18 protein-coding genes and 1 riboswitch are annotated in these 20,476 nt (G+C 62.6%); of the genes, 1 reads left to right on the top strand and 17 read right to left on the bottom strand.

Annotation, left to right across the window (positions count from 1 at the left end; genetic code table 11):
- Window positions 1-41 precede the first annotated feature (41 nt).
- From PAF20_RS13305 to PAF20_RS13370, 14 genes are all read right to left on the bottom strand, one after another.
- Complete coding sequence (locus tag PAF20_RS13305) at window positions 42-1,082, bottom strand: DUF7146 domain-containing protein (protein WP_271071086.1); 1,041 nt, start codon at window positions 1,080-1,082, stop codon at window positions 42-44.
- Window positions 1,082-5,401: a strawberry notch family protein gene (locus tag PAF20_RS13310; protein ID WP_271071087.1), complete on the bottom strand. Its 4,320-nt coding sequence runs from the start codon at window positions 5,399-5,401 to the stop codon at window positions 1,082-1,084. The genes PAF20_RS13305 and PAF20_RS13310 overlap by 1 nt, the downstream gene beginning before the upstream one ends.
- A 336-nt stretch (window positions 5,402-5,737) precedes the next feature.
- Window positions 5,738-6,382, bottom strand: a complete 645-nt coding sequence (locus PAF20_RS13315) for a DUF8835 domain-containing pootine (protein WP_271071088.1) — start codon at window positions 6,380-6,382, stop codon at window positions 5,738-5,740.
- A complete protein-coding gene (locus tag PAF20_RS13320; protein WP_271071089.1) occupies window positions 6,375-6,791 on the bottom strand; it encodes a hypothetical protein in 417 nt (138 codons plus the stop codon). Before PAF20_RS13320 ends, PAF20_RS13315 begins: the two co-directional genes overlap by 8 nt.
- Window positions 6,792-6,830: 39 nt before the next feature.
- Complete coding sequence (locus PAF20_RS13325; RefSeq protein WP_271071090.1) at window positions 6,831-7,355, bottom strand: hypothetical protein; 525 nt, start codon at window positions 7,353-7,355, stop codon at window positions 6,831-6,833.
- An 82-nt stretch (window positions 7,356-7,437) separates the two neighbouring features.
- A complete protein-coding gene (locus tag PAF20_RS13330) occupies window positions 7,438-7,800 on the bottom strand; it encodes a DUF6915 family protein (protein ID WP_271071091.1) in 363 nt (120 codons plus the stop codon).
- The gene (locus PAF20_RS13335; RefSeq protein ID WP_271071092.1) at window positions 7,739-8,284 is read right to left on the bottom strand and encodes a DUF6878 family protein; all 546 of its coding nucleotides are present in this window, start codon (window positions 8,282-8,284) and stop codon (window positions 7,739-7,741) included. The genes PAF20_RS13330 and PAF20_RS13335 overlap by 62 nt, the downstream gene beginning before the upstream one ends.
- Before the next feature lie 145 nt (window positions 8,285-8,429).
- A complete protein-coding gene (locus PAF20_RS13340; RefSeq protein WP_271071093.1) occupies window positions 8,430-8,594 on the bottom strand; it encodes a hypothetical protein in 165 nt (54 codons plus the stop codon).
- A 382-nt stretch (window positions 8,595-8,976) separates the two neighbouring features.
- Window positions 8,977-9,282 carry a hypothetical protein gene (locus tag PAF20_RS13345; protein WP_271071094.1) on the bottom strand — a complete coding sequence of 102 codons (306 nt, stop codon included), beginning with the start codon at window positions 9,280-9,282 and terminating at the stop codon, window positions 8,977-8,979.
- 91 nt (window positions 9,283-9,373) lie between these two features.
- Window positions 9,374-11,488, bottom strand: a complete 2,115-nt coding sequence (locus PAF20_RS13350; RefSeq protein WP_271071095.1) for a ParB/RepB/Spo0J family partition protein — start codon at window positions 11,486-11,488, stop codon at window positions 9,374-9,376.
- Window positions 11,489-11,610: 122 nt separating this feature from the next.
- A complete protein-coding gene (locus PAF20_RS13355) occupies window positions 11,611-11,997 on the bottom strand; it encodes a DUF2958 domain-containing protein (protein WP_271071096.1) in 387 nt (128 codons plus the stop codon).
- Window positions 11,994-12,950 (bottom strand): ArdC family protein, encoded by a 957-nt coding sequence (locus tag PAF20_RS13360; protein ID WP_271071097.1) that lies wholly within the window; start codon window positions 12,948-12,950, stop codon window positions 11,994-11,996. The genes PAF20_RS13355 and PAF20_RS13360 overlap by 4 nt, the downstream gene beginning before the upstream one ends.
- Before the next feature lie 860 nt (window positions 12,951-13,810).
- On the bottom strand, window positions 13,811-14,278 hold the full coding sequence (locus PAF20_RS13365) for a 6,7-dimethyl-8-ribityllumazine synthase (RefSeq protein WP_271071098.1): 468 nt from the start codon (window positions 14,276-14,278) through the stop codon (window positions 13,811-13,813).
- A 67-nt stretch (window positions 14,279-14,345) separates the two neighbouring features.
- Window positions 14,346-14,476: riboswitch (FMN riboswitch) on the bottom strand.
- Between the two features lie 66 nt (window positions 14,477-14,542).
- Window positions 14,543-15,457 carry a sugar kinase gene (locus PAF20_RS13370; protein WP_271071099.1) on the bottom strand — a complete coding sequence of 305 codons (915 nt, stop codon included), beginning with the start codon at window positions 15,455-15,457 and terminating at the stop codon, window positions 14,543-14,545.
- A 133-nt stretch (window positions 15,458-15,590) separates the two neighbouring features.
- On the opposite strand from PAF20_RS13370, the gene PAF20_RS13375 reads away from it, so the two are divergent.
- A complete protein-coding gene (locus tag PAF20_RS13375) occupies window positions 15,591-16,571 on the top strand; it encodes a lysozyme family protein (protein WP_271071100.1) in 981 nt (326 codons plus the stop codon).
- 122 nt (window positions 16,572-16,693) lie between these two features.
- On the opposite strand, the gene prpB is transcribed toward PAF20_RS13375, so the two are convergent.
- The 3 genes from prpB to PAF20_RS13390 form a co-directional block, all read right to left on the bottom strand.
- Window positions 16,694-17,608 carry a methylisocitrate lyase gene (gene prpB, locus PAF20_RS13380; protein ID WP_271071101.1) on the bottom strand — a complete coding sequence of 305 codons (915 nt, stop codon included), beginning with the start codon at window positions 17,606-17,608 and terminating at the stop codon, window positions 16,694-16,696.
- 94 nt (window positions 17,609-17,702) lie between these two features.
- Window positions 17,703-18,839, bottom strand: a complete 1,137-nt coding sequence (gene prpC / locus PAF20_RS13385) for a bifunctional 2-methylcitrate synthase/citrate synthase (protein WP_271071102.1) — start codon at window positions 18,837-18,839, stop codon at window positions 17,703-17,705.
- A gap of 11 nt (window positions 18,840-18,850) precedes the next feature.
- Window positions 18,851-20,365: an MmgE/PrpD family protein gene (locus PAF20_RS13390; protein WP_271071103.1), complete on the bottom strand. Its 1,515-nt coding sequence runs from the start codon at window positions 20,363-20,365 to the stop codon at window positions 18,851-18,853.
- Window positions 20,366-20,476: the final 111 nt, after the last annotated feature.

Below are 20,476 nucleotides of genomic sequence, written 5' to 3' on the forward strand. Positions count from 1 at the left end.
GACGGGACCTATCCCCGATCACATTCCCCGTTCCGGCCCCGTCACGAGATCATGAACCCGCTGACATCCTCGGGGGAGATCTGTACACGAATCTTCGCCCGCAGCGCATCCAGACCGACGCTCATGAGATCGTCGTTGAAATCCCCCAGCATGGGCGAGAGCGTGATCGCCTCGATCCCGGCCTCATAAGCCCGGTCCACCAGCCGATCCCGCGCGCTGTCGCCTGCCGGATCGTTGTCGCGGACGATATAGAGCCTGCGCAGATGCGGCGGGAACAGGATGGCGGCGAGATGCCCGGCCGAAAGGGCCGAAATCATCGGCATCGTCGGCAGTGCCTGACGCAGCGAGAGGATGGTCTCGATCCCCTCGCCTGCCGCCATGACATCCCTCGCACACCCGAACCGAACGCCGTGCCCGAGCAGATTTCCCATCGCCTTTCGCGGCGGATCGACAGGTGCTTTCCCGGAGCCGTCGCGCTTGAGCCAGGTGCGATGTGCCCCGGTGATTATGCCGTCGAGGTCAGTGACGACGGCGATCATGGCGGGCCATGTCTCGGTCGCTCCATCGCCCTCGGGCCGCCAGTAGCAATTCGGATGGAAACGCAAATTGGCGGTTTCGCGCAGATCGGTAATGCCGCGATTGCGCAGATAGGTCGCTGCAATTGAGCCGGCCAGCGGTTGCGTCATGCGCCAGAGGCGGCGGGCCGCCTCGGAGGAGCCTGATGGTGCTGGCGGTTTTCCGGACCGGCGGGACCGTGGCCCCGGTTCGGGATGCTGCAGGCTGAGAAAGCGCCGGGCTTCCTCGGCAATATCGAAAAATTCGACCAGCCCGAGGCTGTCGCGAATGACATCGAGCAAATCGCCATGCTCCCCGGTGGCGGAATCTGTCCATTTCCCCGCCGCGCCCTTGCCGGCCTCCGATCCGGTCAGACGCACGAACATCGAACGTCCCGGCGTGTTGCGCACATCGCCGACCTGCCAGTAATTGCCCTGCTTGCGCCCATTCGACAGATAATGGCGGCACACAGCCTCGGCCTCACGGCCAAGACGCTGCGCCAGCTCCGAAGCGTTGAGACGCGCCATTACGCCGCCTCCCGCTCGGAGATGTGCACGATCGGGAAACGCTCGAGGAGTTTGGCCGTGACCTCCGGGCCTACTGCCCCGACCGGCACGAAGAAACGCAGCTTCCAGGAAATGATCTCGCTGAAGAGGCCATAGGCCCTGAGCCGCTCGCGCATCGCATCGGTGAAGCCGCAAAGTTCGATCCGGTTTGCGCCCATGACACGGGACCGGCGCAGTTGCAGCCCTTCGGCAAGATCGAGGATCGTGCGGGTTTCGATCAGCGCGGCATAGGCCGCATCGGGCGTGATGCTGGTCGCACCCCCCATCGCAGAAGCGGTTGCAGCCCATGCCGGCGACACGCGGCGACCGATGATCCTCTCGCCCTCGTCGGTCTGAAGCCGATAGACGCGGGCGGAATCCTGCGGCAGGCGTTTCCAGATCGGCAGCAAAAGCCCCGTCACCATATGCAGGATGCTGTCTGTGAACTCCGGGACCTCGGCCAGTTCTGCCTCCCAGGCGGCGGTGAATGTGGCCTGCTCGGCCTCGACCCAATGAGTTTCATCTATCGCCCGCACGGAGATATTCATCGCTTCCATGGGCCGGATCAGCCGCACGCGCCGCTCGATCTCGCCATCATCCAGCATGATGCTGGTGGTCGGGATCTGCACAGCGGCGCGACCAGATCGTTCATTGACGAGCAGCCTCGCGCGCGGGTCATCCAGTTCCGCCAGCGCCGCTTCCAGCACCACCGGCTGATTGCGCTTGCGTTCGGTCAGGGTCAGAAGCCAGGTTTCCGCGCCCGTGCCAGGATGGGTATGGATTACTTGCCGGTCGGTGACGATGAAGCTCTCAGCGTGCAACGTCTCCAGCCCCATGTCATAGGCGCCGGAGGCCATCGCCCCGTCGATTCGAGCTTGCAGAAGCTGCTCGAAGGCCGAGAACAGGATGCCCTGCAACTCGCTGGTCAGGGCCAGCAGCCGATTGAGGAAGGTGGTGATCGGCGGCAGATCGTCCTTGATGCCATTACTGTCCATCAGCTTCAGACCGGTGGCGGATTCAAACCGCTCCAGCGAGCATCCTTCGACCTTGCCGCGCACAATGAGAAGATAGAGCTGTCGCAGCGCGTCACGGGCATAGGGACTTTCCAGATTGTCCTCAGGGCGGAAGAGGCCCTGACCGCCGGTCTGTCGCTGACCGCGGGTGATCGCGCCCAGCGTATCGAGGCGGCGGGCAATGGTCGACAGGAAGCGCTTTTCCGCCTTCACATCTGTGGCGATGGGCCGGAAGAGTGGCGGCTGCGCCTGATTGGTGCGGTTGGTGCGCCCCAGCCCCTGAATGGCGGCGTCGGCTTTCCAGCCCGGCTCCAGCAGATAATGCACCCGCAGCCGCTGGTTTCTGGCGGAAAGTTCGGCATGATAGCTGCGCCCGGTGCCGCCGGCATCCGAGAAGATCAGGATGCGCTTCTGATCATCCATGAAGGCCGAGGTTTCGGCAAGGTTGGCGGAGGGAGCCCGGTTCTCGACCGCCAAACGCGCCGCCGGACCTTCACCCTTGCGCACGATCCGGCGCGAACGTCCTGTCACCTCGGCCACCATATCGGTGCCGAAACGCTGCACGATCTGATCAAGCGCGCCGGGAACGGGCGGTAGGCTGGCAAGCTGCTCGATCATCTCGTCACGCCGGGCGACGGCTTCGCGGCTTTCGACGGGCTGGCCATCGCGGAAGACGGGCCGGGACGAGAGGTTGCCTTCGCCATCGGTGAAAGGCTCGTAAAGCTGGACCGGGAAGGAATGCTGCAAATACGAGCCGACATATTCCCGTGGGGTAATGTCCACGGCAATATCGTTCCATTCCTCGGTCGGGATCTCTGCCAGCCGGCGTTCCATCAGCGCCTCGCCGGTCGAGACGATCTGGATCACGGCGGCATGGCCTGCCTCCAGGTCGGATTCGATGGACCCGATCAGGGTCGGCGTTTTCATCGAGGTCAGCAGATGGCCGAAGAAGCGCTGCTTGGTGCTCTCGAAGGCCGAGCGAGCGGCGGATTTCGCCTGCCGGTTCAGCGTGCCTTCGCTGCCAGTGATGTTGGCGGCTTCCATGGCTGCGTCGAGATTGTTGTGAATGACGGCGAAAGCCCCGGCATAAGCATCATAGATGCGGCGCTGTTCGTCGGTCAGGCGGTGCTCGACCAGCTCATACTCCACGCCGTCATAGGAGAGCGAACGCGCTGCATAGAGGCCGAGCGATCGCAGATCGCGGGCCACCACCTCCATGGCAGCCACGCCGCCGGCCTCGATCGCCTCGACAAACTCGGCGCGGGTCTGGAACGGGAAACCCTCACCGCCCCAGAGCCCGAGCCGCTGCGCATAGGCGAGATTGTGAACCGTGGTAGCGCCGGTCGCCGAGACATAGGCCATGCGCGCATCCGGCAGCGCATGCTGAAGCCGCAGCCCGGCACGTCCCTGCTGCGAGGCGGCGACATCGCCGCGTTCGCCCTTGCCGCCACCGGCATTCTGCATGGCATGGCTTTCGTCGAAAATGATGACCCCATCGAAACCCTCGCCCAACCAATCGACGATCTGGCGCACACGCGAAACCTTTTCGCCACGCGCGTCGGAGCGCAGCGTGGCATAGGTTGTAAACAGGATGCCCTCCGACAGCGTGATCGGCTTGCCTTGCGGGAAGCGCGAGAGCGGCGTGACCAGCAGCCGCTCCATGCCGAGAGCCGACCAGTCGCGCTGCGCATCCTCGATCAGCTTGTCGGATTTCGAGATCCAGACCGCCTTTCGCCGCCCGCGCAGCCAGTTGTCGAGGATGATCCCCGCCGATTGGCGTCCCTTGCCCGCACCAGTCCCGTCACCAAGCATGAAACCCCGGCGAAAGCGGACAACGCCCGCAGCATCCTCGGGTGCAGCACTCACTGTGTCGAAGGTTTCGTCCACGGTCCAGGCACCGGCCAGATGATCAGCATGGGCTTCGCCGGCATAGATCACGGTCTCCAGCTGCGCATCCGACAGACGGCCATGGATATCGGCGGGGAGCATCGGCCGGTAGGAGGGCTTGGGCGGCGCAACTGAGGCCATGGCGGCGGATTGCACCAGCCTGGTCGGATGCGGCGCAGCGCCCGGAATGCGCAGCGATTGCAGCGCATATTCCTCATAGATCGCGTCGGAGAGATGCGCGCCGTCAGGCGGCGTCCAGTCCACTGTCTCATAGGCGAGCTCCACGCCCCCGGGATCGTGGGCCGTAGGGGCGCCAGGCCGGGATGCGGCACGGGCGAGATAGCCCCGCACCGTCTTCGGCGTGGTGGCCGAAGCGGAGGCGACCGCCGTTGGCAGCGCCACCGGCAACCGCATTGGCACTTCAGCTTCGATCCAGCCGAGCAGCGTCGCGATATCGGGCGCAATACCCTTTGATGCCTGGAAAATGGCCGGATCACCGGCGGGAAGCTTGTCGATCACTGTCAGTCGTGTGTCGAACGTCGTGCCGTGTTTTGCATAGACCGCACCTTCGATAGCCGCGGTGAACACCACGCGGCCGCGCTTCTGCAAACGGGTGAACGCATCGCGCCAGGCCGGAGCATCGGGGCTGAAATTTGCGCCAGTGATCGTGACCAGCCGCCCTCCCGGCGCAAGCCGGGCCAGCGCCGAGGCAACATGCCGGTAGGCTGCATCGGCCACACGGCCGCTGACATTGGCCATGACCGAGAATGGTGGGTTCATCAACACCACAGACGGCACCGCGACCGGGGACAGATGATCATCAATTTGGGAGGCATCGAAACGGGTGACAGAAAGGGCCGGAAAGAGAGAGGACAGAAGATCGGCGCGGGTATCGGCGAGTTCGTTGAGGATCAGCGAACCGCCCATGGTCTGCGCCAGGATCGCCAGAAGGCCGGTGCCCGCCGATGGCTCCAGCACCCTGTCATCAGGTGTGATCGCAGCTGCTGTCAGAGCGGCAAGGCCCAATGGCAGAGGGGTGCTGAATTGCTGGAAGGTCTGGCTTTCTTCAGAACGGCGGGTCTGGCTCGGCAACAGTGCCGCGATCTTCGTCAGGTGATCCAGCCGCGCCACAGGGGATTTCGCCTTGCTAAACAGCGCCTTTCCGTATTTGCGCAGAAACAGGACGGTGGCCATCTCGCAGGCCTCATAGGCCAGCTTCCAGTCCCAGGCGCCGCTGGCATCAGATGCGCCAAAGGCCTTTTCCATCGCATCGCGCAGGATCGTGGCGTCGACGCACTGGCCGCGTTCAAGATGGGGCAGCAGGAGATTGGCAGCAGCCAGGATCGCGGGCGCAGCCGCCAGCGGCGTGACCGGATCGGTCACGGGAGACGAAATATTCATGTCGGAAAACCTCGGGAGAGCGGGAACAGGAAAGACGGGCAGCGCTCTCTCTGGGCTGACCCGGCTTACCCGACCCCGGCGAAGCTCTGACTCTGGAAGGACAAGCCCAGACAGACCATGCGCCCGGATTGACCCGGCGCAGCCCGCGCAAGGGATCGTCGCCCGAAGGGAGGAGACTGCCGCGCAGGCTCCCGTCGTTCACGACCAGAGCCTGGTCACGGCTTGCCGGGAGGCGCCAAACATAGCGTGGTTCCAAGGCCCAGTGAACCCTATGCTGTCAGGCACAAAGCAGGGAAATCATCCCGAGCAGCACGCGACTGTTCATCGAATCTGACTTCATCCGAAACGACGCCCGGCTTCGGTGAAGGTGTATCTGTTGGCAACGATGGCCCCATCAACCACCTCATCCGAGGTGAGATAATCGTATTCCCGCTCAAGCTGGCGGTACAGCCAGCGGGCCAGATCACGCAGTGCCTCGATGAGCAATCCCTCGGCATCGACGGTCATGTCCTGATATGTTGGACTGTCTCTCTCAACCGAAATCGCCATGCAATATTCGTGGTAATAGCGACCCCGATGGCTGAGATCGGCGCAAAGCTCGTAGAAATTGCGCCGCTGAACGGCCTGCAAAGCATCGGCGATACGGTGTAGTTCCGCGTCCTGCGGCGCATATTCCCTGATCCGGCGCGGCGCGCCCTTTCGATAGGAATACCGCGATTCAAAGCAGGCGCCATCCCCTTGCGACCAGAAGCCCGTAAACCAGATGCAGGGGTCTTGACGCATGCCGCCACCCATCAGGCGAACGGATCGGGTCTTGAGATCAAGGCCGATGATTTCCGCGATGCGTTGGAAATCTTCATAGACGGCATCAAACCAGTCATAATCAAACCCGCCTTCGCGATACCAGGCGCGAGCCGCATCCTTTGCCGCGTCGGACAGTTCATCAAGGCGGTAGACTGTCGTTTCGATGACCTCACTCATAAGGATCGCCTCCGGCCAGCACGGTGGCAAGCCAGCCATCGGTGTAGATCCAGTCCACCGTCTCGCCGGTGGCCAGATCGAAAACATGGGCGCCGCCGCCGAACCCGTCGATTCTCGGGCGAGAACAGGTGCAAGCATATTGCATCCCCCATAATCCGGTCAGGCCGAATTCGGCGGCGCAGCGTTTGACGAACTGGATGACATGCTCGGGATCGCCACTGCCATCGTCGCGCATCCAGAGCTGCGTGCCGCCATGCTCGGGCTGGATCGACAGCAGAAAGCCGTCCGAGGGCGGGTCTTCGGCGGCGTTTTCATCCGCCAGTGCATTGTAAAGTTCCAGCGCGCGGGCAACGTGTTCGGGCGTGCCCACGTCCAGCAGGCAGGAGAAATGGGTGAAGTAATCGGCCATGGCGGCCTCCATGTAAGGCGAAGCGAGAGAAGAAAGGGGTCAAGCGGCCAGCGGCTGGCGCAGCAGCGTGGCGGCGGTTTCCCGCCAGAGCGGATCGACCAGTCGGCCATCAAGCGCGGCGGCGCGGAACCGCAGGGCCTGCGCCTCGGCGGGCGCATCGCGATCCAGCGCCACCATGGCCTGCGCCCGCAACTGGCAGGCTTCCTGCACGACATGACGGGCCTCGGCATCCGAGGCGACCGGATTGCACCAGACCAGCCCCGCAAGCGTGATCCGCCCGGCAAGGCAGAGCCGCTGCTGGCCATCCATGAGGATCAGAAGGTTTGGCGTGAAACCCGGCAGGAGATCGGCGCGGATGCCGCCCTGCTGCCCCCGGCGCAGGGCGCAGGCCATGACCTCCCCAACCGCGCGGAACCGGCCGAGCAGGATGGAGGTCTGAACCGGCCAGACACCAAGGTCGGGGTCATGCGCAAGGGCTTCCCCCGCGCAAGACAGGCTGAATGGACAGCCAGCGGCCGTCACAGGCGTCACGCCGATTTTGATACGGGAAACATGGGTGTTCATGGCAAAAGCCTCCGCGACGGGCGGCGGAGGCCTTTCCTCCACCCTTGCAACCCGTCACGGAAACCCCGGCCTGCCACTGCCTCTATCGCGCCGCCATCGCCGGATCGACCAGCGCCTCGATCTTTTGCGTCCGGCCCATCCACGGCTCCGACCGGATGGCGCGTGCCCAGTCCGCGAAGCTGGGAATGAAGCCCAGATCCTCGCGCACATGCTGCTTGCCCACCCAGCGGGTCGGGATCACCCGGCCCGTGGAGAGGCTGAGTATCGGTCCAAAAATCGTCTCCAGCATGAACACGCCCTCGGCATGATGGCGAAGCGCGCGATGCCGGAAATCCGCTGTGATTTCCTTGCTTTGATCGAACCACGCATGCAGAGACATGAAGTCATAGACCTCGCCGCCCCATTTCTTCACCGAGGACAGGGAATGATGATAAGGATGCGCCATCTTTCCGTCCTAAGAAGGTGTGTTGATGGGAGTCGGCGGCAGTGTAGCGCTCGTTATAGTCGAGCGTGATTTCCCGTTCCGCCACGTCGAAGGTGAATTCGCCATAGGTGCCGTCGTTGTTCTCCCAGCCGCCATGGGTTTCCGCGAGGAAGTCATAGGCAAGCTGTTCGACGGCCTCGGCGACCGTCATGGCCTGTTCAACGATCGCGTCATCGCCCCAGCTGGTGGTAGCGATGATGATCTGCGCCTCGGGCAGGTTCACGGTCTCGCCGCCGGTGAGCGCCGAGATATCCTCGACCTGGCCGCTGTCGCCATAGCCATCGAAGGTGACGATGACCTGCGTGACGCCGACGGCAACCAGCGTATCGAACAGGGCGGTCTTGTTGGCCGGGCGGAGGATGGCGGCGCGGGCCTCATAGGCGGCGTGATCCGCCTGAACGCGCGCCATGGAGGCGGCGAAGTCGAACGGTTTGGGATCGGTCATGCGGGATCTCCGGGAGAGCGGTGAAAGGATGAACCGACCGGCGCTCTCTCAAACCGATAGGCTCGCCCCCTCCCGACCCGCCTTTTCCTCTCGCGGCCCCGGCGGAATCGCACCGCCGGGCGCGGGGATGAGGCGCTGTTGCGCCTCACTCGAACGGATCTATTTCCAGCCGAACCATGTCGTCATCGCCATCCCATTCGGCGGCTGGGCATGCGGCATGGGTGCCGTCCCCGGCCTGGAACACGACGATCTCGACCATCAGCGTGGCGGCGAGGCTGGCGGCGAAGGCGGTGACATCTGCGTAGGACATTTGTTCGGCTCCTGTCTTGGAGGCGGAGGACCATCCCCCGCGTGACAGGCGCCCGATGTGTCTGACGGGATCTGCAATCACCCTCGGGTCCCCGAGGGCGGCACGCTTGCGTAGACCGACCCCCTGCGGGTTGACTGCAAAGAAACGGATCAGACCAGGGTTTGCGATTGGACGCGGGGGAGGACATTTGCATCAGACAGGAGTCGGATGTCCGCAGATGCCGCCGCGCCAGCCGTGCCGCCCTGCCGGCGCTAGACATGTGTTTCCCTCATGCCGGGGAATGGAACCAGAGGCCCTGCTATCAGGATGGCGTTGACATGGTGAAGCTGGAAATTGATCCGCGAGACGGCAACCTGCAGCCCGCGCGCCGTTCCGGCAGGCATCAATCCCAGAGCCCTTCGGCGATCTCTCGCGCGACCATGGCGCGGGCCTTCATCATCACATCGTCACCCGAGGTGTCGATATGCCCGTAGAACCGCGCCCGACCGCCATGCGCTATCCAGTCGGCATAGTAACAGTATTCGCGGGCATTGAGGCGAAAGGCGTGTAAATCTGCCGCCCAATGGGGTTTCGGCTCGATCACGACCGTGACGTCATCCCGGGTTTCTTCCCAAGGCAGGGATCGCTCAGCAGGCAGATTGCGGCGGTCATCGCGGAATATCTCATCAATGTCGATGGATGCGGACATTGGGGTTCTCCAAAGAAAAAGCCCGGTCACGAGGACCGGGCGAGTGTCGGAAACGGAACGGAGGGGGCGGTCATTGTCGCCCCATCTTGCCCTATTCGGCGGCGACGGCGTGCTGCGGGTCGTCTTCATCCTCCTCGCCGTCACCGGTGAGGAAATCCGGCAGATCTTCGGCTTCAACATCGACAGCATCCGCCGCACCGGCCCCCACATCGGGATCAACCATGCGCAGCGGTTCGGGCAGCCAGACGGTTTCGGCCAGCAGACGTTCGGCCTCCTGCGCCATGTCGCCCTTCTTCAGGTGGTCTATCAGTTGCGCCGCCCGTTCGCCCGCGCCCTCGCGCACCGCCTCGATGATGCGTGGCTTGGTCACCCGACCGAGATAGTTGCCGACGGTCGGCCGCCAGCCCACCGCTACCATGTCGAGCCCGGTCGCGCCCGCCAGCCGGTCGGCCTGTGATAGCCGCACGTCGAGACCATGCTGACTGACGCCCATGCCGCTATAGGGGTTCGGCTTTTCATGCAGCGCATTGACGCCGAAGCTGACGCAATGGGCGAGCAACTCCATACGGGTGCCATTGTCCTGCCCCTCAAGCCAGTCCCAGAGCGCGGCGTCATCCGCCGGGATGTGATCACCCCAGCGTTCCTGCCGCTCCTGGATGGACTTTGCCGAAGCGCTCTCGCCCAGCCCCTCGGCCTGAACGGGGAAATGCACCTCGCGGATATGGGCCTCAAGGCATCCCTTACTGGAATGCGGCAGGAAGCAATCGCTGACCAGCCGGTGCAGCAGCGCGGTCATGGCAACATGCGGATATTGCGCAACGGCGTCGCGTAGGGCCAGCGTGCGATGCGCAGTGAGTTCGCTGACAAGACGGTCCGGCAGCGGTTTGATGGCATCGGTCTCATCGTCCTCGTCGGCCTCCGGCACTACGCCGCCCACGGTGATAACGGCGCGTTGGACGCTGCCGGGCTCATCACCTTCGACAGGCAACCCATCGGCGCCATCGCCCTCCCCGCCTTTCACCACCTCCTCCTCGGGGCGGACAAAGCCACGCTCGACGGCAAGCCCACCATCATGGCAAATACTGACAAAAACACCGGCGCGGGCCATCTGATCCGCGTCATAGCGCATGGGCCGATCCTCGAAGGCATCCAGCGCTTCCTCGATCTCACCCAGGCGCGCATCCACCTCATCGGGGAATTCGTCGGCCTCGGCATATTCCGCCTCGAGCGCGTCGAATTCGTCGCGCAGCTTTTCGCGTGCGGCACGCTCCGCATCGCTCAGGTCAATGGTGGTGCCGGTCAGACGGCGCAGACCATTGCTGTGGCCAGAGGGGAAATCCGCGGCGACCTTGATCCACTTCCAACCCTCGGCGGCGATGGTCTCAGCCTCGGCCTTCAGCTTCTCGCTCACCAGCCGGTCGAGCAGCACCGGATCCTGCAGCCAGCCGCCATCATCCTGCTGGAAGAGATCGCGCAGCACAGTGCCGCCCGCCGCTTCATAGGCCTCAATGCCAACAAACAGCGCCCGTTTGTCGGCGGCGCGGACCCTGGTTTCGGTCAGCAGACGGCGGATATGATACGGTTCCTTCTGCCAATTGTCCTTGATCGCATCCCAGACCTGTTCCTGCCGCGCCTGATCCTGGGTGACAGTGAACGCCATCAGCTGCTCCAGCGTCATGCCGTCCTCGGCATAGACCTCCAGCAAGGACGATGCGACCGCGGCCAGACGCAGGCGCTGTTTCACCACCTTGGCGTCGACGAAGAAGGCCGCGGCGATCTCCTCCTCGCCCATGCCCTTGTCTCGCAGGGTCTGGAAGGCGCGGAACTGATCCAGCGGATGCAGCGGCGCGCGTTCGATATTCTCGGCCAGCGACACCTCGTCGATCAGCACATTGCCGGCCTCCGAGACGACGCAGGGCACCGGCGCGGTCTTGTTCAGGCGTTTTTGCTTCACCAGCTGCTCCAGCGCCCGGAACCGCCGGCCCCCGGCAGGCACTTCGAAAAACCCGGTCTCCTTGCCCTCGGCGTCGAGTTCGGGCCGCACATGCAGCGACTGGATCAGCCCGCGACGGGCGATGGAATCGGCCAGTTCCTCGACCGAGATCCCGGCCTTGATCCGCCGGACATTGGCCTGGCTCAGCACCAGTTTGTTGAAGGGAATATCGCGCGCGGACGCGAGGGTGATTTTCTGAGTGGCATTAACCATGGGGATTGCTCCGCGACGTGCGCCGAAAGCCTCTCTCTCGGCAACCAACCCGTCGCGACGCACAGCGCCGCCCTCTTCCTCGAAAGTGAGCGGCGCCGGATCACGGGGGCAGCGGTTGAGGATCAGGGCCTTCCGATATTCTCATCGGAAGGCCTTTGACCGGCGCGAGCATAAAGCAACTGCTCAGCGCCCCGGATACTGCCGGTTTCCCGTGCGGCCTCAGCCCAAATCGAAATCGGAAGGTCGCTGGCGAAATGCAGGTCCCGCTCGATCCCCATGCCGAAGGGCAAGCGGATGGAGCGCAATTCGTCAAAGGACCAGAAACCCAATTCGGGATAGCCGAGATCGGCAAGGCCGAACATGACATCGCCCCCGGCATCCAGTTCGGTGGCGAGCCACACACCCGCGCCGAAAGGATTGAAGAATTTCACCACCGGGACGTGGTCGGTGTCGGGTTCACGGCCATTGGCGAGGAGGCGGTCACGGTGTTGGGATGTCAGGAGGATCATGCGGCTGCCCTCCCGTCAGCGCCGACGTTAGCCGTCTCGCCATCCGCTTCGGGCAGATGCTCCAGCAGCCAATTCGCCGCCTTGCTGGCTTGCGACGCGGCGCGGACAATGGCGCGATTGTCTTTGCTGAGCACCTCCAGCCAGGATCCGATATAGTCGGCATGGCGGAAGGTCGGCACGATACCGAGCGACGCACAGCAAAAGGCGGCGTTCATCTCGGCAACCAATTCTTCGAAGGCGTATGTCTTTGTGCCGAAGCCACCGGTGAGATCACGACCCAAACGAGACGCATGGCCCGAGGCATGACCCAGCTCATGCAGCGCTGTCCGGTGCCAGTTGATCGGCTCGAAATAAGCCTGCGGCGGTGGCACCTGCACATAGTCATGTGCAGGAACATAGAAAGCCCTATTGCCGCCGATGCGGAAATCGATGTCGATGGCTTTGATCAGCGCCTCGACCCTTGGTTCGATCATGCCGGGCGGCGGTGGCGGGGCCTGGGCGGCGATGTCCTCAGGTAAACCTTGGCATTGGGCGGCGTTGAAGACAATGAAGCGTTTCAGGAAGGGGATGCGCCCCGGTTCCTCTCCAGTCTCGCGGGCGCGGCGCCTTTCCTCTTCGGGCGTGAAACGGTCTGCATAGACGACCGTCGTGCCGCGCTCGCCCTTGCGGACATTGCCGCCAAGCGCCAGCGCCTGGCGGAAGGTCAGCCACGCCTGCGTCGGATAGCCATGCTGCACCACCGCGCCCCAAAGAATCAGCACGTTGATCCCGGAATACTGCCGGGTGGTCGCCGCATTCCTTGGCATCGCCAGTGGCGCCTTCGCCGCCGCCGTCCCCCAAGGCTGGACCCAGGGTAGCCGCCCCGCCTCCAGCTCGGCGATGATCTTGTCGGTGATATCGTCATAAAGGTTGCTGCGCGCACCGCCGCGTGCAGCGCGGGTCTGTCTGGCCATCGGAATATTCTCCGCGACGGGCGCCGGAGGCCACTCCCCCGACCCTCAACCCGTCACGGAACACCCCGCCAATCTCGAACTCTCACAAGGGACGTTGCCGAGGGAATCCCTTGCTTGAAGTGGTCGGCTGAGACGCCAGGCTCGGCCCCAGGGGAAGTGCCCGCCTCCTTCGTTCATCTTCCAGATCGCGATATTCAAAGCTTCAATTAGCGGGTCTTCGACCTCCGATCAGTCGATTAGAATAGATTCAGTTGCCGAAGACTCGGGGGCAGCATGTTCAAGCGGTTTGTAGGGCGACTGACAGAGGAAGCCCTTTCGGATGGGCCTTTGTTTCTAGTTGTTAGGCCACACGGCGGGCGGGCAAAACCACGCAGCCCGATGCTCTCGAAGGCCATAGGTCCTGTGCGTTTCATCACGAGGCCGTAGACCGTCCGATCCTCAACGGTTGCTCCAAGGCATAGGCGCGACCGGTCCCGCTATCGGGGCTACCTGACCACGAGAACGCCACATTGGAAGAGATCGTAGGCACAGAATTGCGGCAGCGCGACCCACAAGTGATTATCGGCAATGCCAACCCGTCCAGTCATCTCAAAAGCCGACACGCAAGTTGCGCCGCAGCTCGCCAGAGCACGATATTTTACCATTAGGACGTGAACATCAACTGCACACGAGACCAGATAAAGTACTGTTATTAAAATAAAATATGCCCAGTCCATCATCGGCGCAACCGAAAGCCGCGCCGAATCGCGGACGTGATCAGTTGGTATGTTGGACGACGTTTGCATGTCAGCGCCTGTAGCAAAGCCCGATGGCAGAGTCACCATCGCCTGGCTTTCTACAGGCGCAGGCATGGCGGCCGATCAGGCGGCAGCCTGAACCGAGGGCCGCAGCGACGCGTGAGTCGTTGCCGCAGCAATCGCGGCATCCGCCGCCTCACGGCCCTTCTTCAAAAAGTGGTCGCTAAAGAAACCAATATGCTCAGCAGTCGGCTGGAAATGGTGCGGCGTCAGCGAAACCGACAGCACCGGCACGCCGGTTTTAAGCCCGGCCTCCATCAAGCCGGAAACGACCGCCTGTGCGACGAAATCGTGGCGGTAAATGCCGCCATCGACGACCAATGCGGCAGCGGCAACCGCATCATAAGCCCCGGTCGCTGCCAGCTTTTGCGCCAACAACGGCATTTCGAAAGCACCGGGAACGTCGAAAACCTCGACCTCGGCGCTCTGGTCCAGTTCGGCCAGACGCGCGCGGAAGCCCTCTAACGCCTGATTGACGATATCTGCATGCCAGCCAGCCTTGATGAAGGCGAATTTTGGGGATTTTGTCACAGCTCTGGTTCCTTTCCACATGACAAGATCCCAGAGCGTCAGAAACGCGCGGGGCCAGCCCCGTTCGTCCCATTCTCTACCATCCGGACTTTAACCGTCGGCCCCGGAATTTCACCGGATCTGCTGACCTGCTCCGAAGAGCAGCGCTCGCGGGCTTTCACCGCCGGTGGGGAGTTTCGCCCCGCCCTGAGAATAAACCAGAAATATGAAGCTGGATGGGCCATGTCAACGGCAGCGCCTGTGGGGACGTAACGTAGGCGCGGACTATTCCGTCGCCAGAAATGCCTCGACAGCCGCGCGACGCGGCATCGGGCCGACAGCCCCATAGCCCTGCGTCGTCAGCGCCGCCGCCGCGTTCGCGTATCGCGCGGCCTGGAACGGCGTGTCGCCTGCGGCTATCCGTGCAAGGAATGCGCCGTCAAATGTATCGCCCGCCGCCGTCGCATCTACTGCCTTTACCTTGCGCCCGCTGATCTTGCGCCGCTCATCAGCGGTCGCCACCAGCGTTCCATCAGCACCGAGCGTCAACGCAACGATTTCCGCGCCGAGCGAAAGGTAAAAATCAACAATCGCGTCGGGTTGGGTCAGGCCGGTCAGCTGCCGGGCGTCATCAAGTCCCGGCAACGCGATATGGCAGCGCGACATGGCGGCATGGGTCACGGCGCGTGCACGCTCCAGCGGCCAAAGCTTCAAGCGCAGGTTGGTATCATAGGAAACCTTGCCGCCCGCCGAACGGACCGCCTCGATTGCCGCAAATACGGCGTCTGCAGCGCTGTCAGAGATGGCCTGACTGATGCCTGAAACATGCAGGATCTTGGTCGTGCCCAACGTGTCAAACGGCAGGTCTTCCGGGCGCATCCTGCTGCTGGCAGAGCCCGCGCGGAGATAGCTGAACTCATGTCCCTCGGGCCCGTGCGTGACGAAATAGACGCCTGTATGGGCGTCGTCGACTTGCCTGACCGTCGAGGTATCGACCCCTTCTGCCTTCCAAAGCTGCATGAAGGAATCGCCGAACGTATCCGCACCGATAGTCGTAATATAGCCAACCTTGGCGCCTTGCCGCGCCGCTGCAATTGCGCAGTTCGACGTGTCACCACCATGTCCCGAAAGATAGCATCCATCAGCCTGTTGGTTAAACTCAAGCAATGGCTCCCCAAGGCAAAGAATGTCCTGTGACATCGATGACGATCCTCCAATCATTCCAGCCCCTTATAAGCACTGGAACCCTCTGCGCCAGCCTAAGTGGCGGAATTCCGGCGACGACAGCCGCAGATTGACCCGCGCTTAAGATTTTCAAACTAGCTTCGGCACCATGCGATTCTTGCTGGCGATTTCGCTGATAGTTTTACCCGGACTGGCATGCGCGGTTGAGCGCGATCCATCGGCACTTTGCGAGTGGGCAGCGCAACAAGCGGCGGTGGAAAGTGGCGTCCCTCCGGATATCCTTGCTGCGCTGACACTGACAGAGACAGGCCGCAACCGGAAGGGCGTCACAAGACCATGGCCGTGGAGCGTCAATGATGCCGGCACGGGCAGTTGGTTCGACGACGCGTCAAGCGCGCTGTCTTACGCAGAAGCCGCAGTTTCGGGCGGAAAACGAAACCTGGATATCGGCTGCTTCCAACTCAACTACCGCTGGCATGGGATGCATTTCGGGTCGCTTGACGAAATGTTCGATCCCCTGAGCAATGCCCGCTACGCCGCGCGCTTCGTCGGACAATTGAAACTGGAGATGGGCGATTGGCGCAGCGCTGCCGGTGCGTTTCATTCCCGAACGCCCGCACATGCCAAGCGCTATCTGGCGAGATTCGACACATTTCGGGCAGGCCTGCAAGCAACCGGCCTGACGGGTGCTTGGGGGCAGCCGGAAACCTACAACCGTTTCACATCCGTAATTCACCCATCGGGGCAGCCGAGTCCGCGCGGCCCGCGTCGCGCAAGGCAACCCGATGGGCGGATGCTGCTGGGGGCGCCGCAGGGAACTGGGCGCACCGGGATGCCCGGTTCGCTTGCGACGCTTGCCGATGCTCGTGCAACGCTGCTCGTCGATGGCCACAGCCTTATCAATGGGGGGCGAGGTCCGCTGTTTGGGCCCAAGGCGCGGGCTGTGACCCTTCCCCGTGACCGAAGGACAATGCGGTCTCATCCCGATTCCGAAATACCGCAAATAAATGAAGAGGCGTTGCGTGAGTTGATGGCCGCCCCGCCACAAGGCAGTTCCTACCCTGCCGGAATTCCGGATGGCGGCAGGGCCAGAAACGATCTTGTTATGCTTGGCGAGACGCCACTTTGATGGGGTGTCTTAAGGCGAGGATGCGCGACATAAGACGGGCCGAACAGGCAATCGGTCAGTTACGAGTGGACATGGTCGCCGCCCTAGTTCCGTAAGGGCGACAGCCATTCACATCAGCTGGATCAAGCCCGCCAGTCCGGCGCAATGGACGCGGCGATAGAGGCATCAAGCGCCTCGAACTCGTTCAGCCCGATGGTATCGTACAGCTCCTGCCGGGTCTGCATCTCGTCCAGCATTGCCGTTGTCGCACCATCGCGGGCCAGCGTTGCATACAGCTTTTCCTGCGCCTTGTTCGCGACGCGGAGCGAGGACACCGGCCAGATCACCATATCATAGCCAAGATCCTCAAATTCCTGCGCCGTAAGCGCCGGGGTCCTTCCGAACTCTGTCATGTTGGCCAGAAGCCTGACGCCGGGCAACGCGGCACGAACTTCCTTGAACATCTCGACCGAGGTCAGCGCCTCGGGAAAAATCGCATCGGCCCCGGCCTCGACATACATCTTTGCCCGCGCCACAGCGCCTTCGATCCCCTCGCTTGCAGCCGCATCGGTTCGGGCAATGATGCGCAGATGGCGACGCGCCTTGGCGGCTGCGGCGACCTTGGCGGCCATGTCTTCGGCGCGGGCCAGTTTCTTGTCGTTCAGGTGGCCGCACTTCTTCGGCAGAAGCTGGTCCTCCAGATGCACTGCGCCTGCGCCCGCATCTTCGAACGTGCGGACCATATGCATGACGTTCAGCGCCTCGCCATAGCCGGTATCACCATCGACCAGCAGCGGCAGTTGGCTGGCGCGCGCTATCTGGCGGATGAAGAACGCAACCTCATCGACCGTGATGATCCCCAGATCCGGCAGCCCCATCGACGCAGTCATCGCCGCACCCGAAAGATACAGTGCGTCAAACCCCGCCGCCTTTGCCTGTAGCGCCGACTGACCGTTATGTGCACCCGGAAGGCGTAGAATGCCGGGCGCGTCCAGCAATTCCTGAAAGCGTTCGCCCGCCGGACGGTCGGGATATTCGGCCCCGATGAGATATGGCATTTTCTGTTTCCTTATCTGGTCGCCTGAAGCGATAAAGTTATGCCCGGCAGTCGCGCCAGCGGCAACCGGGCGTCCGGCTGCCTTAGCAAGATAGTCAGCCCCGCTTCGTCAGTGGCACGAACTCGCGGTTTTCTGGCCCGGTGTAATGCGCCGAGGGTCGGATGATCTTGCCGTCCTCTCTCTGTTCGATCACATGCGCACCCCAGCCAGAGGTTCGCGAGATCACGAACAAGGGCGTGAACATCGCCGTCGGCACGCCCATCTGGTAATAGGACACCGCGCTGAACCAGTCGAGATTGGGGAACATCTTACGTTCCTCGTCCATAACGGTCTCGATCCGCTCGGCAATGTCGAACATCCGCGTATCGCCGGCCTCATCCGAAAGCTGTCTGGCGACGCGCTTGATGACTTCGTTCCGCGGGTCGGCGACGGTATAGACCGGATGGCCGAAGCCGATCACGATCTGCTTTTCAGCGACACGTTTGCGGATATCCTCTGCCGCCTCATCGGGCGTCGAATAGCGCGACTGGATTTCCAACGCGACTTCATTCGCGCCGCCATGTTTCGGCCCACGCAGTGCGCCAATCGCAGCGGTGATTGCGGAATACATGTCCGAACCTGTGCCTGCGACCATGCGGCCCGTGAAGGTCGATGCGTTGAACTCATGTTCTGCATACAGGATCAGCGAGGTCTGCATCGCCCTGACCTGCGTGTCAGATGGCGTCTTGCCATGCAGCAACCGAAGGAAATGTTCGGCGATGCTGGTCTCATCCCCCTCCACTTCGATGCGGCGGCCGTTATGGCTGTAATGATACCAATAGAGTAGCATCGAGCCTAAAGACGCCATCAGCCGGTCGATAATGTCCCGCGCACCGGCTGCGTTGTGATCATGCGCCTCTGGCAGTGCGCAACCAAGCGCCGAAACGCCCGTCCGCATGACATCCATCGGGTGCGACGAGGCGGGAAGCTGTTCCAGCACCACCTTGACAGAGGCAGGCAGACCGCGCAGCCGCATCAGCTTGGCCTCATAGGCTGAAAGCTGCGCTTTGGTGGGCAGCTCGCCGTGGACCAGCAGATGCGCGATTTCTTCGAATGTCGCGGCTTCCGCGATATCGAGAATATCATAGCCGCGATAGTGAAGGTCGTTGCCGGTTTCGCCCACGGTGCAAAGCGCAGTATTGCCAGCCTCGACCCCCGAAAGGGCCACGGATTTCTTGGCTTTCTTGGCCATCTCTTCCTCCCTTATTTCTTGTAGTCGAATATCCCTGTCGGACGCGGGTCGCCCAGCTTTCCAGCCTCTACCACAAAGTTCAGCGCCGCCAGATCGCCCGCCTTCAGATCGCGCAGCGCTTCCGCAGCCTGCAGGAAGCGGGTCTGTTCCGCCCCGGACAGGATGCCCTCGGACAGCGTCAGGAACTTGTTCTTGTAGTTTTCACGCACAAAGGGCCGGGCACCATCCGGGTGGGCGTCGGCAAGGGCAAGCTCATCCTCGATCACGCTGCCATCCTTCATGGTGATGACGACGCGGCCCCCGAAGGCTTTTTCCTTCGGGTCCTTGGAATGATAGCGGCGCGTCCATTCCTTGTCTTCCGTCGTGGTGATCTTGTGCCACAATTCGACGGTTTCCGGGCGGTTCGCGCGTTCCGGCGCATAGGATTTTTCGTGATGCCAGCCGCCATCTTCAAGCGCGACGGCAAAGATATACATGATGGAATGGTCCAGCGTTTCGCGGCTGGCCTTCGGGTCCATCTTCTGCGGGTCATTCGCACCGGTGCCGATCACATAATGGGTGTGGTGGCTGGTATGGATGACGATGTTGTCAACCTTGGACAGATCGCCCACCTTCGGCCCCATCCGGCGGGCCAGGTCGATCAGCGCCTGGGACTGGTATTCCGCCGAGTGTTCCTTGGTATAGGTGTCCAGAATGGCCCGCTTGGCCTCACCCTTACCCGGCAGCGGCACGTTATAGATCGTGCCGGGACCGGACAGCAGATAGGCGATAAAGCCGTCTTCGCCTTCCCATGCCGGGGACGGCGCGCCTTCGCCGCGCATCACGCGGTCCACAGCCTCAATCGCCATTTTGCCAGCAAAGGCGGGGGCATAGGCTTTCCAGGACGAAATCTCGCCCTTGCGCGACTGGCGGGTGGTGGTGGTGACATGCAGGGCCTGTTGCACGGCCTGATAAATCACCTCGGTCGGCAGCCCCAGAAGCGTGCCGATACCGGCTGCGGCTGACGGGCCGAGATGGGCGATATGGTCGATCTTGTGTTCATGCAGGCAGATGCCGGTGACCAGATCGACCTGAATTTCATAGCCCGTCGCAAGACCCCGGATCAGATCGGCGCCCGATTTTCCGGTATGCTGTGCGACAGCAAGGATCGGCGGGATGTTGTCACCGGGATGCGAATAATCGGCTGCCAGATAGGTGTCGTGGAAATCAAGTTCCCGCACCGCCACGCCATTTGCATAGGCTGCCCATTCCGGAGAAATCGTCGTGCCGCTGTCGACGCCGAATACGGTCGCGCCGGGGGTATAGGGATGCGCCATCGCCTGCGCACGGGCCGAGGCAACCGGACGGCGGGCCACTGACGCCGCCGCGACCGAGGCATTGTCGATGATGCGGTTGATGATCATCTCGGTCACGTCGTCGTCGACAGCCACATCATCGGCGGCCACCTCGGCGATTTTCCACGCAAGCTGATCATCACGGTCAAGCTTTTCGGCTGACTTATAGGTGCGGACTTCGTGGGTGTTCATCGGGGACCTCCTGTAAGGCAAGGGCTGGCGGCGGACCTTTGCCGGTCACGCGGGAGCCTTCGCAAAAATTGCACGGGCAGCTTCCCACATTGCGTGACAGCCAGTAAAGGT

This window comes from Paracoccus albus (genome assembly GCF_027913035.1).
Classification (GTDB): Bacteria; Pseudomonadota; Alphaproteobacteria; order Rhodobacterales; family Rhodobacteraceae; genus Paracoccus; species Paracoccus albus.